Source organism: Micromonospora sp. NPDC049089, from assembly GCF_040648775.1.
Taxonomy (GTDB): Bacteria; Actinomycetota; Actinomycetes; order Mycobacteriales; family Micromonosporaceae; genus Micromonospora.
This window is the reverse complement of sequence record NZ_JBEZEH010000183.1, coordinates 1-14,824: the sequence shown is the minus strand read 5'-3', so window position 1 is coordinate 14,824 and position 14,824 is coordinate 1. Positions and strand designations below refer to the sequence as shown.

At 71.7% G+C, this 14,824-nt stretch carries 15 protein-coding genes and 1 pseudogene; 6 read left to right on the top strand and 10 right to left on the bottom strand.

Annotated elements, in window-relative coordinates; translation table 11 throughout:
- Positions 1 to 133: 133 nt before the first annotated feature.
- Positions 134 to 2,233, bottom strand: coding sequence for a PQQ-dependent sugar dehydrogenase (locus tag AB0B48_RS25935; RefSeq protein ID WP_357206073.1), 2,100 nt, complete (start codon positions 2,231 to 2,233; stop codon positions 134 to 136).
- A 23-nt stretch (positions 2,234 to 2,256) separates the two neighbouring features.
- On the bottom strand, positions 2,257 to 3,222 hold the full coding sequence (locus AB0B48_RS25930; protein ID WP_357206070.1) for a sugar phosphate isomerase/epimerase: 966 nt from the start codon (positions 3,220 to 3,222) through the stop codon (positions 2,257 to 2,259).
- Positions 3,223 to 3,859: 637 nt separating this feature from the next.
- On the opposite strand from AB0B48_RS25930, the gene AB0B48_RS25925 reads away from it, so the two are divergent.
- The gene (locus AB0B48_RS25925; protein WP_357206067.1) at positions 3,860 to 5,128 is read left to right on the top strand and encodes an Ig-like domain-containing protein; all 1,269 of its coding nucleotides are present in this window, start codon (positions 3,860 to 3,862) and stop codon (positions 5,126 to 5,128) included.
- A 176-nt stretch (positions 5,129 to 5,304) separates the two neighbouring features.
- On the opposite strand, the gene AB0B48_RS25920 is transcribed toward AB0B48_RS25925, so the two are convergent.
- Positions 5,305 to 6,321: an SMP-30/gluconolactonase/LRE family protein gene (locus tag AB0B48_RS25920; RefSeq protein WP_357206064.1), complete on the bottom strand. Its 1,017-nt coding sequence runs from the start codon at positions 6,319 to 6,321 to the stop codon at positions 5,305 to 5,307.
- Between the two features lie 184 nt (positions 6,322 to 6,505).
- Here AB0B48_RS25920 and AB0B48_RS25915 point away from each other — a divergent pair, with 184 nt between their 5' ends.
- On the top strand, positions 6,506 to 6,892 hold the full coding sequence (locus AB0B48_RS25915) for an STAS domain-containing protein (protein ID WP_357206061.1): 387 nt from the start codon (positions 6,506 to 6,508) through the stop codon (positions 6,890 to 6,892).
- Between the two features lie 79 nt (positions 6,893 to 6,971).
- Here AB0B48_RS25915 and AB0B48_RS25910 read toward each other — a convergent pair whose 3' ends face one another.
- Positions 6,972 to 7,364, bottom strand: a complete 393-nt coding sequence (locus AB0B48_RS25910; protein ID WP_238685740.1) for an FKBP-type peptidyl-prolyl cis-trans isomerase — start codon at positions 7,362 to 7,364, stop codon at positions 6,972 to 6,974.
- A 218-nt stretch (positions 7,365 to 7,582) separates the two neighbouring features.
- Positions 7,583 to 8,140 (bottom strand): hypothetical protein, encoded by a 558-nt coding sequence (locus AB0B48_RS25905; RefSeq protein WP_357206058.1) that lies wholly within the window; start codon positions 8,138 to 8,140, stop codon positions 7,583 to 7,585.
- A gap of 188 nt (positions 8,141 to 8,328) precedes the next feature.
- On the opposite strand from AB0B48_RS25905, the gene AB0B48_RS25900 reads away from it, so the two are divergent.
- Both AB0B48_RS25900 and AB0B48_RS25895 read left to right on the top strand, forming a co-directional pair.
- Positions 8,329 to 9,018 carry a CBS domain-containing protein gene (locus tag AB0B48_RS25900; RefSeq protein ID WP_357206055.1) on the top strand — a complete coding sequence of 230 codons (690 nt, stop codon included), beginning with the start codon at positions 8,329 to 8,331 and terminating at the stop codon, positions 9,016 to 9,018.
- A gap of 184 nt (positions 9,019 to 9,202) precedes the next feature.
- Positions 9,203 to 10,144, top strand: a complete 942-nt coding sequence (locus tag AB0B48_RS25895; RefSeq protein ID WP_357206053.1) for a TerC/Alx family metal homeostasis membrane protein — start codon at positions 9,203 to 9,205, stop codon at positions 10,142 to 10,144.
- Positions 10,145 to 10,224: 80 nt separating this feature from the next.
- Here AB0B48_RS25895 and AB0B48_RS25890 read toward each other — a convergent pair whose 3' ends face one another.
- The 5 genes from AB0B48_RS25890 to AB0B48_RS25870 are packed head-to-tail and all read right to left on the bottom strand — an operon-like array spanning position 10,225 to position 12,655.
- Positions 10,225 to 10,950: a helical backbone metal receptor gene (locus AB0B48_RS25890; RefSeq protein WP_357206051.1), complete on the bottom strand. Its 726-nt coding sequence runs from the start codon at positions 10,948 to 10,950 to the stop codon at positions 10,225 to 10,227.
- Between the two features lie 56 nt (positions 10,951 to 11,006).
- On the bottom strand, positions 11,007 to 11,567 hold the full coding sequence (locus AB0B48_RS25885; RefSeq protein ID WP_357206048.1) for a hypothetical protein: 561 nt from the start codon (positions 11,565 to 11,567) through the stop codon (positions 11,007 to 11,009).
- Entirely contained in the window at positions 11,564 to 12,085 is a 522-nt protein-coding gene (locus tag AB0B48_RS25880) for a DUF6286 domain-containing protein (protein ID WP_357206045.1), read from the bottom strand. Before AB0B48_RS25880 ends, AB0B48_RS25885 begins: the two co-directional genes overlap by 4 nt.
- Before the next feature lies 1 nt (position 12,086).
- Complete coding sequence (locus tag AB0B48_RS25875; RefSeq protein ID WP_357206042.1) at positions 12,087 to 12,467, bottom strand: Asp23/Gls24 family envelope stress response protein; 381 nt, start codon at positions 12,465 to 12,467, stop codon at positions 12,087 to 12,089.
- Positions 12,464 to 12,655 (bottom strand): hypothetical protein, encoded by a 192-nt coding sequence (locus AB0B48_RS25870; protein WP_357206039.1) that lies wholly within the window; start codon positions 12,653 to 12,655, stop codon positions 12,464 to 12,466. Before AB0B48_RS25870 ends, AB0B48_RS25875 begins: the two co-directional genes overlap by 4 nt.
- A gap of 164 nt (positions 12,656 to 12,819) precedes the next feature.
- Here AB0B48_RS25870 and AB0B48_RS25865 point away from each other — a divergent pair, with 164 nt between their 5' ends.
- Together AB0B48_RS25865 and AB0B48_RS25860 are read left to right on the top strand one after the other, a co-directional pair.
- Positions 12,820 to 13,695 carry a hypothetical protein gene (locus AB0B48_RS25865; RefSeq protein WP_357206036.1) on the top strand — a complete coding sequence of 292 codons (876 nt, stop codon included), beginning with the start codon at positions 12,820 to 12,822 and terminating at the stop codon, positions 13,693 to 13,695.
- 295 nt (positions 13,696 to 13,990) lie between these two features.
- Positions 13,991 to 14,824: pseudogene (locus tag AB0B48_RS25860) on the top strand (hypothetical protein); the annotation flags it as partial.

Below are 14,824 nucleotides of genomic sequence, written 5' to 3'. Positions count from 1 at the left end.
AGCGTCGGTCGCTCCCCGGCCGGGGCCCGCCGTCGGGCCGCCTGGGGGTTGGCCCGGGCGCGACCCGTACCCTGACCTCGGGGGGGGGGCGGCCGTAGGCACCGGCCCCCCGCCACTGTCGTGGTGAAACCGATCAGCCGGCCAGACCGGCAACCGGGGTCGGGTCCAGCACCACGGTCGCCGAAGCGGACTGCGGGGGTACGCCCGGGTCGGTCGGGGCGTCGGTGTACTCCGCGACGAACACCGCGGTCAGGTTGTCCGCGCCGCTGTGCCCACCGTCGAGGAAGGTGGGGATGCTTCCGGAGCAACCCGTCGAGGTGGACAGCGGGTGCCCGTGCTCATCGTGCCCGAGCACGTAGGTGACCTTTACCCGGGAGCAGTCCACCGGCAGGTCGTCGGTGACCTTCACCTCGTACGCGACGGTCTGCCCGAACTGGAACGGCTGCCCGGCCTCCGGGGCGACGAACTCGATGACCGGCGCGGTCGGCCCGACCACCAGCGGCAGGGACGCCGAGGCGGACCGTCCGGTGCGGTCGGTGACCTTCAACGTCGGCGTGTACGAGCCGTTCTCCGGGAACGTCCAGCTCGCGTTCGGAGCGGTGCTGTCCACCGAGCCGTCCGCGTTGAAGTCCCACGCGTAGCTGAGCTTGTCACCGTCCGGGTCGGTCGTGCCGGCGCTGGAGAACGCGACGGTCAGCGGGGCCTGCCCAACGGTCGGGGTGCCACTGATCTTCGGGATCGGCGTCCGGTTGCCCCGCACGAAGTCGATCCGGGACAGCTGCGCGTCCGGGTTCTCAGCGAAGTAACCGTCGCCGTACTCCAGGACGTAGAGCGCGCCGTCCGGGCCGAACTCCATGTCCATCGGGTTGTCCACTACCAGCGACGGCGCCACCGGACGGATGTCGTCGACATCGCCGTCCTCGTCGAGGCGGAACTCCTTGATGTAGTCGCGGGACCACTCGTAGAACAGCGGCACCCCGTCGTAGTAGGCCGGCCAGCGGGTGCGCGACGTGCTGGTCCCGTCGTACTCGTACGCGGGGCCACCCATCGGAGAGATGCCGCCGGAGCCCAGCTGCGGGAACTCGGCCGAGGGTGCGGCCGCGTACCAGACCTCCGGCTGCTCGACCGGCGGCAGCACGCGCTTGCCGGTGTTGTGCGGTGAGTCGTTGACCGGGCGCTTGCAGTTGAATTTGGCGCCGGACTCACCGGTGGCGAAGTCGTAGTCGTTGTAGGCGATCGTCGGCGTCACGCAGTACGGCCAGCCGTAGTTCGCCGGCTTGTCGACGCGCATCCACCGGCCGTGCCCGGCCGGCCCGCGCTCCGGGTTCGGGTTGGACGCGTCCGGGGAGTAGTCGCCCACGTACACGTCGTCGGTCCGCTTGTCGACGGAGAACCGGAACGCGTTGCGTAGCCCCATCGCGTAGATCTCAGGGCGGGTCTGCGCCGTGCCGGCCTTGAACAGGTTGCCGGCCGGCACCGTGTAACCACCACCGGCCTTGACCTTGATGCGCAGCAGCTTGCCGCGCAGGTCGTTGGTGTTGGCCGAGGTGCGCTGAGCGTCGTACGCCGGGTTGCGGTCGGCCCGCTCGTCGATCGGGATGTAGCCGTCGGAGGCGAACGGGTTGGTGTCGTCACCCGTCGACAGGTACAGGTTGCCCTTGCTGTCGAAGTCGATCTGGCCGCCGACGTGGCAGCAGATGCCCCGGTCGGTGGGCACGTCGATGATCTGCTGCTCGCTGGCGAGGTTCAGCTTCTGCCCGTCCAGCTTGAACCGGGACAGCCGCAGCGCGCCCTTGAAGCGCTGCCAGTCCGCCTCGGTGCCGGTCTCCGGCGCGTCGCCCTCGTTGACGCCGGGAGTCGCCGGGTCGTCCACCGGCGTGTCCATCGGCGGCGAGTAGTAGAGGTACACCCACTTGTTCTGGGCGAAGTTCGGGTCGATGGCGACGCCCTGCAACCCCTCCTCGTCGTGCTCGTACACCGGAATGTCGGCGGCGATGGTGTTCAGCCCGGTGCGCGGGTCGTGGATGCGGACCTCACCGGTACGGGAGGTGTGCAGCACCCGCAGGTCGGGCAGGACGGCGAGGCTCATCGGCTCGCCCGGGAAGTCGTTCAGTGTCACTTTCTGGAAGCTGCTGTCCGGCGGCGCGGCTGGCGCTGCGGACGCTGCCGACGGTGGTACGGCCAGACCGGCCGTCACCAACAGCAGGGCGGACGCGAATGCGGTCCTGTTCATCAGGTGAGTCCCCCGGGGTGGTTTCAGTACCGAAGTGAAGCGAGAAAGTCGAAGCCGACGCGAGCGGTGTCCAGTGCGTCGGCGGGGGAGCGCGGCGCGGTGCCCGCGTCGTCGCGCTCCACGATGTACTCCTCGATGCCGGCTTCCCGCTCGTGGGCGAAGATGCGGCCGAAATCGATGAGGCCGTCGCCGAGGTCGGCGAAACCACCCTCGACGTCGAGGTCCTTGACGTGCACCTGGCGGATCCGGCCGCGGTTGGCACGGATCACGTCGACCGGGTCGTGGGCGCCCCGCCAGGTCCAGTAGAGGTCCAGCTCGAAGTGCACCAGCCGGGAATCGGTCTGCGAGCTGAGGATGTCGAACCCGGTCGAGCCGCCGGTCAACGGCACGAACTCGAGCTGGTGGTTGTGGTAGCCGAAGTCCAGCCCCGCGCGTTCGGCGAGCCGACCGGCGCGGTTCAGGTCCCGAGCCAGGGCCCGGTAGACGGCGGGGTCGCGGATCGGCTGACCGCTCGCGTCCCGACCGAAGTACGGATGGACGATCTTCTTGCAGCCCACCACGTTGGCGTCGGCGAGAGCCTGCTCCCAGGTGGCCGCGTCGAACGGCTGCGGGATGCCGACGTGACCGGAGGTGGAACGCAGCCCGGCCTCGTCGAGCGCGGCCCGGAACTGTGCGGCGGTGCGTCCAACGAAACCGGCGTGCTCCACTCGCCGGTAGCCGATCCGACGCAGCGCGTCCAAGGTGCCGGGCAGGTCGGCGGCGAGCTGGTCACGCAGCGTGTAGAGCTGAATGCTGATCCGGCCCACCGGCACCCGGCGGCGGCCCTGGGCCTGCCCGGTGGTCGCGGCGGGCGCGGCGACGGCTGGGCCGCCGAGCAGACCGGCGGCGCCGACAGCGGCCGCGGAGACAGTCGCGGCGCGCAGCACTCCCCGCCGGCTGACCGGCTCGGACACCGGTGCCGGCCCCGGTCGGTTGAGTTGTTGATCCATGGTGGTGGTCCCTTCCTGACGGCTGGGACGCCGTCGGCGGCGGTCGACCTGACTGCCGTCCGCCGGGCGCGCCGAACCGGCCGGAGGCGGGCTCCGGCTGGACGGTGAGGGACGGCGCGGGTGCGGCCCGGACCCATCGGGAGCGGAACGCGGCGACCCGGCAGAGGTGGCGGCAAGTTGATCGACGAATGGGCAACCCTCTATCTAGATCCAGACCTTACCCTTGCCTCCGGACGAAGGCAAAGCTTTGTCGCGTTCGCCGGAAGTTTCGCTTCAACTGACAAAAGTCCGCCCACGAGGTGCGCCACCGGGCCTGAGCTTCTACTTCCCGTGGGGTTCCTGGAAGTCGCGGTGTCAGGACGGCCAGGATGCCCCAACTTCCTTGAAGCCGAGTCGATCATGAGCCGGGTCGACGGTGCCGCCGCCTCCGCTCGCCATTCGGACAGTCGACGTTGCGTCGCTCAAGCGGAGCAAAGCGCATGACACGGGTCGGTTGAACCCCTGTCTGGGCCAAGCGGAGCATTGTTGGAAAATGGGTCGATAAATGCGCGGCCAATTATTTCCGAATGCCGCGAATGGTCCCGTCAAGCGGGCAAGAATGCGGAGGAGGGAAGTCGAAAAACGGGGGGACTGAAACATGACGTCTAGGCGGCGATTGACGCTGTTGGCGGTAACCATCGCAGCGGCACCACTCGTCCTGGGTGCGTGCACCGTCGACCGGGGTTCGGCGACCGGCTCGGCCAAGAAGCACGCCGCCCCACCGGAACTCGCCGTGACGCCGGGGGACAAGGCCCGGGACGTCCCGGTCAGCGCCGAGGTGGGCACCGTGGTCAAGGGTGGACGGGTCACCGGCGTACGGCTCACTGACGACAAGGGCAAGCAGGTCAACGCCGAACCGCGCGAGGACGGGTCCGGCTGGGTGCCGAGCGCCCCGCTGCAACCACGACGGACCTACACCGCGGAGGTGACCGCGACCGGTGACTCCGGTGCCACCACCACCCGCACCACCACGTTCACGACGATGGCCAAGTCGACCAAGCCGCAGATCACCAGCACCCTCTATTTCAACGGCAATCGGACGTACGGCACGGCGATGCCGGTAACGGTTGCCTTCGACCCAGGAATTCCGAAAGAGGCCAGGGCGGATGTCCAGCGGCGGTTGTTCGTAAAGACGAATCCGCCGCAACCGGGTGCCTGGTCGTGGCTTGAAGATGGAAGCCAGGTCTATTACCGGGCCCCCGATTTCTGGAAGCCCGGGACCACCATCAGTGTGCGGGCCGGTCTGGAGGGTCTGCCGATCGGAAAGAAGTTGGTCGGCGACGCCGAGCGGACCGCGACCTCCAAGATCGGACGGCAGGTCTCGCTGGAGATCGACAACGCCACCAAGCAGATGACCGTCCTGCGCGACGGCAAGCAGGTACGCCGGATCCCGGTGAGCCTGGGTAAGCCGAGCACGCCGAGTTCCAGCGGCAAGATGGTGATCATGGAAAAGCACGAGCGGGTCACCTTCGACACCCGGGGTGAGCCGAACGGTGGCTACGTGGTCGACGTCGACGACGCCCAGCGCTACACCTGGGGCGGCGAGTTCATCCACTCCGCGCCCTGGTCGGAGGGGGACCAGGGCAACACCAACGTCTCGCACGGTTGCGCGAACGTATCCGCCACCGCGGCCGACTGGCTGATGGGGGTGACGCAGGTCGGTGACCTGGTCACCGTCAAGGGCACCGAGGTGGAGCTACAGCCGGGCAACGGCTGGACCGCGTGGAACGTGAGCTGGGACGAGTTCGCCAAGGGCAGCGCCCTGCCGGTGCCGCCCGGGCTCAAGCCCGCGCCGGTCGCCCCGGCGCACCCGGGCGCGGTGGCCGGCGGATCGCCCGCACCGGCACCCTCCGTCAGCGGCCGCTGAGCGGAAGAACGGGGCCGGTCCGCACGACGACGGTAGTCCCGTCGCCCGTAGCCGGGCGACGGGACGGGACACCCACCGCGTCGATCTTGCACTTACCGCGCCGGCATAAGGGGCATTTCACGCAACCCGGCGACAGGAAACGCAAGGTCGGCGCGGTGGTGGGGTGCAGGGCAGGGTCAGGTTAGGGGTACGCGGGCCACTCCGGGACCGGTCAGGCTGCCCAGCCAGAGGTGGTCGCCGTGTTGGCGTACGCCGGTGATCATCGAGTAGTGCCCGTTCGGACCGTGCAGCGTCCGGCGGACCGTTCCCGCGTCGTCGACCAGCGCGACCAGCCCGTAGCGGCGTGGCTGCGGCTGCATCGCGTCGGGCAGCAGGGCGGCGATCTGGCGCAGGCGCGGATGGGGCAGCAGCCGTTCGGCGATCGGCACCCGGGGGCTGGGCAGCGCGATCCAGTACGTCCCATCACCCACCGAGGCGAGATTGTCCGGGTACGCGGGCAGGTCGGCGAGGACCCGCACACCGCCGCCGAGCTCGACCCGCAGCAGACGGTGGGTGCTGGTCTCCACCAGCATCAGCGCCGACTCGTCCGGGGTCAGCGCGATCCCGTTGGGAAAGTACAGCCCATCGGTCACCACCTCGGTGCGGCCGGTGCCCGGATGGTGGGCCAGCACCCGCCCGTTGGGACGGTGCTCCAGCAGGTCCCGCTTCCAGTGCGAGACCGGAAACCGGTCGGAGCTGTCGGTGAAGAAGACGGTGCCGTCACGGCCCACCGTCGCGTTGTTGGCCAGGTGCACCGGGGGTGCCGTTCCGGTCAGTTCGCGTACCGCGCCGTCCGGGGTGACCCGCAGCAACCCGCGGTACGCGTCGCAGACCACCAGGGCCTCACCGGACGGGTCCAGCTCGATGCCGAGCGGACGGCCCCCGGTCTCGGCCAGCAGGTGGGGTGTGGTGCCGGCCCGCGCGTCGACCGGCCACCACCAGAGCCGACCGTCCTCGTCGCCACTGATCACCCGCCCGGCGCCGTCGACCAGCACGTCCTCGGGGCCGACGGCGCCCGCGGGGAGGGGGAGCAACTCGGCCTCGTCCAGCCGACGGTCGATGGGGGCCCATGCCCCGGCCAGCGCCGGAGGGCTGGTCGCCGGCTCGCGGACGGGGCGGATCAGCCGGGGCGGCCGGGGTCGGGGGATCAGCATCGACCTATTCTCCACCCGGATGCCGGCCGGCCCCCCGGGTTCCGAGCCCGCGCGGCGCGCCGCGGGAGGCCCCTGACTCCACCCCGAGGAGGAGGTGGGGTACCTCGGGGTATGCCCCTGGGCGTACCCGGAATCACTCCGCACAGGGGCGAAAGTGTCGGTGGTGGGGGCTAGATTTCTGGGCATGGAAGAGCACAGCGACCGGCTGGACGTGCAGGTCAGCGTGGGTGACCAGATGGTCCTCGTGCGGGTGGCCGGCGAGATCGACATCGCCACCGTGGCCGCGTTCCGGTCCGCGCTGTGGTCCGCGCCGCCCCGGCCGGTCCTTCAACTGGACCTGTCCGGGCTGCGGCTGCTCTCCGCCACCGGCGTTCGCACGCTGCTCGCGGCGCATCTGCGCGTGCGGGCCTGCGGTGGCGAGCTGGTCCTGGTCGACCCGAGCCCGGTGGTGGCGCGGGTGCTGCGCGTCAGCGGGCTGCACCGCGTGATGCCGATTCTGGAGCTGACCTCGCCGATCGAGGCCGCGCGTCGCCCGGTGATCGCCACCACGGACCTGCAACTGGCCGCCTGATCTCGATCGACGAGGTTGCCCGTCACCGTCTCAGCCGGGCACGGGGCCGCCGGCGCGTACCGGCGACCCCGACAATCGGTCAGCTCACGCCGAGCAGGTCGACGACGAAGACCAGCGTCTCGCCCGGCTTGATGACGCCGCCGGCACCCCGGTCGCCGTACCCCAGGTGCGGCGGAATGGTCAGACGGCGGCGACCGCCGACGCGCATGCCGGCGACGCCCTGGTCCCAGCCGGCGATGACCTGACCGCCGCCGAGCGGAAAGTCGAACGCCTCGCCCCGGTTCCAGGACGAGTCGAACTCGCCGCCCGTGGAGTGCGACACGCCAACGTAGTGCACGCTGACCAGTTGGCCCGGCTCGGCCTGCGGGCCGTCGCCAACGGTGATGTCCTCGATCACGAGGTCGGCCGGCGGTGCACCCTCGATCGGACCAACCTCGGGCTTGCCCGACTGGGCGCCTGCTGCCTGGGTCATGCGGGGATCTCCTGCCGTGTTGGGTGATGTGTCCGGTCACCGTCGATCCTGCCGGATCACCCCTCACCGATGTGCGGCGGACCCGCAACCTGCTCCGCAGCCCCCGTCCGTCGGTCGAGCACCGGCGTCCCGGTGGCGCTGCGGGCCCGGCCGGTGGAACGACGCCGTGGCGGGCGTCACCGATGCGGGTGACGCCCGCTGAGGGGGGTGTGCGGAGTTCACCGCAGCCAGGGTGTCCGCTGGACGATCGGCAGCGTCGCCCACACCCGGCCCAGGCCCCAGGTGTCGCCCGCGTTGACCAGCGCCAGGACCGCCAGCACCGCCGCGTAGATCAAGTGGTCGTCCATGAAGGGGTTGTTCTCCGGAGGCAGGACGGCGGTCCACATCATGACCAGCAGCAGCCCACCGGCCACGGCGGCGACCCGCATGCCGATGCCGAGCAGCAGCGCGACACCGATCCCGGCCAGGCCGATCATGAAGAGCCAGTCCGCCCAGGCGGCACCGGCGATCCCGGTGTAGAGATCCTTGAACGGGCCGGTCACGCCGAAGGTCAGGAATCCCTTGGTGGGGCTACCCCCGTTGATCCAGGCGTTCTTCGACTCGGTGGCCATCCCGAAACCGAACACCTTGTCGATGAAGGCCCAGAGGAAGATCCAGCCCAGTGCCAGCCGGGTGCCGGCCAGGATGTACCGGACGGCCCGCTCGTGAGTGGTGCCGGCCTTCGCAGCGGTGTTCTCGGCGGTGACCCGCTCGGTCGTCGCGATCATGGTCTCCACGTCCTTTCTCAGCTTCGCACCGCGCTTCCCGGTGGCATCTCCAGTGGACGCTCCCGGCGTTCCCGGCGGCAGGGCCGACAGACCGCAACCGCTCGGGACGTTCGACCCCTCCGGTCCGGTCCGGCGGCCCTGACGACCGTCGGCGCTCGGTCGTAGCGTCCGAGATGGACCACGAGAGGGAGGCCGTGATGAGGACCTGGCAGGTGGGTGACGTGATGACCCGGGAGGTCGAGACCGTGGTGGCCGAGACCCCGTACCGGGAGATCGTCGATGTGCTGTTGCGCCGCGGGGTCAGCGCGGTGCCGGTGATCGACGATTTCCGCCGAGTGCTGGGGGTGGTGTCCGAGGCCGATCTGCTGCACCGGGTCGAACGCGCCGGTGAGCCGGCGCTGCGACGGGTCTTCGAGAGCCGCCGTCGGCGTGGCGCGCGGAGCAAGGGTGCGGCCCTGCTGGCCGGCGACCTGATGACCGCGCCGGCGGTCACCACCGATCCGGAGGCGCCGCTGTCCGCCGCTGCCCGAGTGATGGACCGCGAGCAGGTCAAGCGGCTGCCCGTGGTGGACGACCTCGGCCGGTTGATCGGCATCGTCGGTCGTGCCGACCTGCTGCGGGTGCACCTGCGGTCGGACGCCGAGATTCGTGAGGACGTGGTGCAGGAGGTGCTTCGCCGGGTGCTCGCCGTGCGGGACGGACTGGTCACGGTCGAGGTCCGCCACGGTGACGTGACGCTTGCCGGTCGGCTGGACCGCCGCTCCGCCGTCGACCTCGCCGGTCGGCTCGCGGCGCAGGTCAGTGGCGTGGTGCGGGTGGCAAACGCGATCGCCTACGACGCCGACGACACGGTCACCGACCCCGGCCAGGTGATGCCGGTCGCCTGAGGGCGGCTACCCGCCCGCCCGGAGCCTCAGCCGCCGCCCGCACTGCTAGCTGCCAGATCATCGTATGGGCCCGACCCGACTTCGTTCGACCGCCCGATGCCGGGTCGGGCGTTCACCTAGGCTCGAAAAGGGCTGGCCGGCCTGGTCGACGGGCGGTGCGCGGTGGTCGATGCGGAGGGCGTCGGTGGCTGAGGCGACGGTCGCGGTCCCGCTGTGGGCCTGGGCGGCGGTCGGCACGGTGATCGCGGTGCTGCTCGCCGTGGATGTGTTCCTGCACCGGGACAACCACGTCATCGAGCTCCGCGAGGCGTTGCTGTGGAGCGCCGTCTGGATCGGCGCGGGTCTGCTGTTCGGGTTGGTCGTCTGGTGGGGCCTCGGGGGCGACCCGGCCATCGCGTACTTCTCCGGCTACCTGCTGGAGAAGGCGCTCTCGGTGGACAACGTGTTCGTCTTCGCGCTGCTCTTCGGCTACTTCCAGGTGCCGTCGGGCTACCAGCACAAGGTGCTGTTCTGGGGTGTCGTGGGGGCGCTCGTCTTCCGGCTGCTGTTCATCCTCGCCGGTGCCGAGTTGCTGGACCGGCTCGCCTGGGCCGGGTTCGTGCTGGGTGCGTTCCTGATCTGGACCGGCTGGCGGCTGGCCGTACGCGGGAAGCCGGACGTCAACCCGGAACGCAACGTCGTGGTCCGGCTGTTCCGGCGGCTGGTGCCCACCGACGCCCGCTACCACGGCGACCGGTTCACCGCCCGGGTGGCCGGCCGACGGGTGGCCACGTTGCTGCTGGTCGCGCTCGTCGCCATCGAGGCCACCGACGTGGTCTTCGCCATCGACTCGGTGGCGGCGATCCTTGCCATCACCACGAACACCTTCCTGGTCTGGACGGCCACCGCGTTCGCCGTACTGGGGCTGCGCAGCCTCTACTTCTGCCTCGCCGGCCTGCTGCGGCACTTCGGCTACCTGCGATACGGGTTGGCGCTGCTACTGGCCTTCGCCGGGCTGAAGCTGATCCTCGCCGAGACGCCGGTGGGCAAGCTGCCGGTCTGGTTGACCCTCGCCGTGGTGCTGCTGACCCTGGCGGTTTCCATCGGCGCCAGCACCCTGGCCGCCCGCCGCCGAACCGACGCTTGACCCGCCGAACCGAGGGCTGAGCCGCCGGGACGCTGGCTGAGCCGACGGGTAGTGCCCCGACCGCCGGGTGGCGGCGGAGGTCAGCCGGCCAGCACCGGCCGGGACAGCTGGTCGGCGAGCAGCGCGGGCGCCTCGGCCAGGGACGGGCCGTACCAGGTGAGGTGCCGCCCGGAGAGCAGAGCGCACGGTACGCCGGGGAACGCCTCGGGCCCGTCGTCGGCGGTGAACCGGTACGGCTCGTCGGGCAGCACCACCAGGTCGGGCTCCCGCTCGCGTAGCTCGGTGAGGGTCGGGCGGGGATAGCGCTCGGGGTGCTCCTCGTAGGTGTTCGACACGCCGAGTCGACGCAGCACGTCACCGGCGAACGTGTCGCCGCCGAGCACCACCCACGGTCGACGCCAGACCGGCACCACAGCGCTGCGGGTCGCCGTCAGCGGGGGTGGAGTGGCCCACGCCCGCCGGGCGGCCCGCAGCCAGTCCGGCTCCGTCGGCGCACCCAGTTCGGTCAGCAGGTCGCCCAGCTCCGTCAACGCGCCGGGAACGGTCCGTGGATAGGTGACCCGCACCGGCACGCCGGCCGCCCGCAGCGCCTCCGCGTCGGCGCGGCGGTTCTCCTCGACGTTGAGCAGCACCAGGTCCGGCCGCAGCGCACGCACCCGGTCCAGATCGGGGTACTTGCTGCCACCGACCCGGGCCACGTCGAGCCCGGCCGGGTGGCTGCACCAGTCGGTGGCCCCGACCAGTGCTCCCGGCAGGGTCAGCGCCACCGCCTCGGTCAGGGACGGCACCAGCGACACCACCCGCACCCGCGTACCTCCGTTCGCCGCCGACACCGATCATGCCCCCTCGTGCCGACGTCGGGTCAGGGGTGGCCGGGCTCGATGCGGGCGGTCACGTCGAGGTGCGCGGGCTGGCAGTCGGTCGTTGCCGCGAATCGGCGGACCGCCGCGCGAACGTGTTCGCGTACGCCGGCGGTCGGCGCGTCGGCGGTGAGGTCCACCCGGATCCACACGTCGGGGTGCGGTGGCGCGCCGGTGAGCACCACCCGGGCCCGGCGTACGCCGGGGTTGCCGGTCAGGTCTCGTACCAGCGCGTCGGTGAGGACGCCGGTGGCCAGCCGGGTCCGGCCCGGCCGGCGTCCGGGGTGGCTCAGGGTGCCGCGCAACGTGCCGTCCGGGCCCCGCAGCTCCCGGGTCAGCAGGCGCTGCCCGGCCAGTGCGAGCAGGGCTGCGGCGGCGGCCGCGGCCAGGCCGCTCCACGGCGCGGCCCTCCGCAACCGCTCGACCAGCTCGGCGCTGAGCAGCGCCGCCGCCGGGTCGGCGCCGGGCAACGTGCCGAGGCTGGCCGTCAGCGCCGCCGCGCCGCCCGCGACCAGCAGCAGCGCGATGATGGTCCACAGCAGCCGGTGCCCGGCGTTGGTCACGCCGGCCGTCGCCGGGGCAGCAGCCGGACGTCGATCCGGGCCGGGCGCGGTGCGGTGAGGTGACGCAACTCCTGGCGCACGGCGAACTCGATCTCCGCCCGGGCCGCCGGGTCGCCGGTCGCGCGGACCCGGGGGCGCCACTGACCGCCGCGCCGTCGGACCCGAACGCGGGCGCGGCGGACGCCCGGCACCGCGCTGGCGGCGTCAGCGAGCCGCCGTTCCACGCAGCGCCGGTGCAGGTACCAGCCGTCGTGCTCGTCGGCGCGCAGGCGGGCCGGTGTCCAGCGGCGCAGTTGGGCGACGAGGATGGCCAGGCCCAGCAGGAGAGCCCCGCCGGCCACGGCCCGGACGGTGGGGTCGCGCCACCGGGTGCCGCTCAGCGCGTCGAGCCAGCCGCTGGTGTCGAGCGGTGTCGGTCGGTGCAGGGTGAGCAGCAACGCCTGGACGGCCGCCGCCGCGCCACCGAGAAGCAGCACGGTGGCCAGCAGCAACGAGGCGACCCGGTTGGCGGTGCGCATCTCAGCCGTCCTCCGGAGTGGCGGTGCCGACGCCGGAGGAGTCGACGCCGGGGACGAGCAGGTCGTCAACGGTGACCGTCACCACCGCCACGCGGAGCCCGGTCTGGGCGGCCACCCGGTCGGTGACCACCGCCCGGACCGTCTCGGCGATAGTCGGCACACTGTGCCCGTACCAGGTGATCAGGTGCAGGTCGAGTCCGACGGACCGGTCATCCAGACGGACCGCCGCCGGGCGGACGACGGACACGCCCGGCACGAGGCTGGCCGCCTGCACCGCGATCCGCGCGACGTCCGCCGTGTCGCCAGGGCGGCGTTCCGGACCGGCCGTCCCGGCGGCCAGTCCGGTGCTGGGGTTCGTCCCCGCGGACGGGCGGGTGGTCATCGCCGCCGCCGAGTGTCGGCGCGGCGATCGCCGAGACCGGTCATCGCGAGGTCGCCGTCGAGCACCCGGACGACCAGCCAGCCGAGCAGACCGGCGAGCACGGCGAGGGCGGCCACGCCGACGCCGGCGAGCGCCCAGACCGCCACGGCGAGGAACCCGGCGAGGAAGCCGAACTGCTGTCGCGACATGCTCACCTCCGGGCCGGTCCGGTACCGGCGGTCGCTGGATACACCCGGCGGCCACCCCTGGAACGTCAACGCTGCTGTGATACACGTCACAGGAGAAGTCGATGGCCCATGATCGACCACCTAGACTCGGCCCGGCTCGACCGACCGGCGGATGGATCAGGCAGATGACGAGCATCGGGAGCGACGACCGCGGTTGGCTGCGGGCGATGCCCGCCGAGGCGGGGCGCGACGCGCTGCTCAGCCGCGCCGGCCATCGGGTCCTGGCGGCACGCCGGCTCACTGACCTGCTCCAGGGCCGCCCGCCCGGCGTCACCGGCAGTCAGTGGACCTCGGCGAGCCGCGCCAGCTTCGACTTCGTGGTCTACGCCGCCGACACCGGCCGTCCGGTCGTCGCCGTACAGATCGGCCCCGTTCCGCCTCCCGGCTCGGCGCAGCAGCGCGTGGAGCGCCTCACGGACGCGGTGGGCGCGGCCGCCGGCCTGCCCACTCTGCGGATCGGGTCGCCCACGTTGAGCGCCGCCGAGCATGGCCGCCGCCTGGTCGAGTACGTGATCGACGCGCGCGCGTACGCCGAGGGCGGGGCCACCGCCGCCGGGACCGAACCGGCGCCGGTGGGCTTCCGGGACATCCTGGGCCGGCTGCCGGACGGGCGTACCGGGCCGGTGAACGACCTCGGCGCGCTGACCCGTGTGGCAGCGGTCGAGGCGTACGTGGCCGGGCAGGTGGCCGACCCGATCGTGCGAGGACTGCACGTCCGCTGGGTAAACGGGCCGGCACAGGGGTGGAGTTGGGTGCAGGTACGCCCCGACGCGTGCCTCATCGAGCAGGTCTCGGTGACCGAACACCGTTTCTCCTGCGGCATCGACGCGGCCCGGCTGGCCGAGGATCTCGCCGCCGTCGCCGTGGGGGAACGACTGCGCGAGAACGCCGTCGCCGACCTGCTGTCGCGCGCCGAGTGGACCGCGCAGATCGCCGCGCTGAGCCAGCGCCGCCACGAACTGGTCGGCGGGTTCGCCTTCGACCACCTCTGCGCCGACTGACCAGCGCCCGTTTCACCTGCTGATCCCTGCTCCGCACCGGCTCCGTGTCGGGTCGCGGCAATTTCCTGTGCGTCTGTTGAACCTTCCCGGCCGCCGCCCCGTACTCCTGCGCGAATGAACAGGATCTCCCCATCCGCGTCCACCGGGCGCGGGAGACGGTGCGGAAAGGGCATCGTCGGCCATCGACGCATTACCGGGTAGGTCACGGTGGGTCGCCACCGCGGCGTGCCACCTCACATCCGTCGGTCCGCCGAGGGCAGAAATCCACTACCGGATCGAGAAGGAGAGCAATTCGATGCGCAGGTCCACTCGGGCGCGCCGGCCTTCCGGCAACGCGCGGAGCAAGCGTCTGCTGGCAGTTGTCGGCACGCTCGCGGTCTTCGGCGGAGTTGTCGCCGTGACTCAGATTTCGTCGGCCCAGGACCGGCGGACAAATAAGCCGCGTCCGGCTTCCGGGCAGTGCGTGGAGCCGAGCCCGGGCGCGACCGCGCCGACCGGTGGCGGCTCGACCAGCCGAACTTGGCAGAACGGTCGGTGGGTGCGTAATCACTGGGGTGACGGACAGCAGTCGGTCCCCGAGTGCGAGGACGGCAAGGACGGCACCGTGGGCACCGGCACGGCCATCGCCTGTCCGGACGTGGCGAGCAAGCTGCCGCAGGTGCCAGACCGGGCTCGGGCCGAGGTGGACCGCAACCTCGCCCAGTTGCAGACCCAGATCGCCGAGGCGGACCGCCGGCTCGCCGCCGAGGGCAACAAGGGTGAGGCGTTCATCCGCAACGCGATCCTCCAGCCGTTGGCCGGCAAGCGCCGCGCCGTGCTGGACCGGATCACGACCGCCATCGACCGGGCCGGACCCCGGCCGCAGGGCCTCGCGCAGCTCGCCGAGTGCCAGGTGCAGCCCACCGGCGGAACGGGCGGCAACAACGGCGGCGGCACCACTCCCACCACCACCCCCGGCGGTGGCAACAACGGTGGCGGGAACAACGGTGGCGGGAACAACGGCGGTGGCACCGAGCCCGGCGCCGGGCTCGGCGTGCTCGCCAACGACTGCGACGAGAGCCGGCTCGAGCCGCACAACGGTTTCCAGAACGGCAACCGCTGCGTGAGCACCGACTTCTGTGAGGTCGGC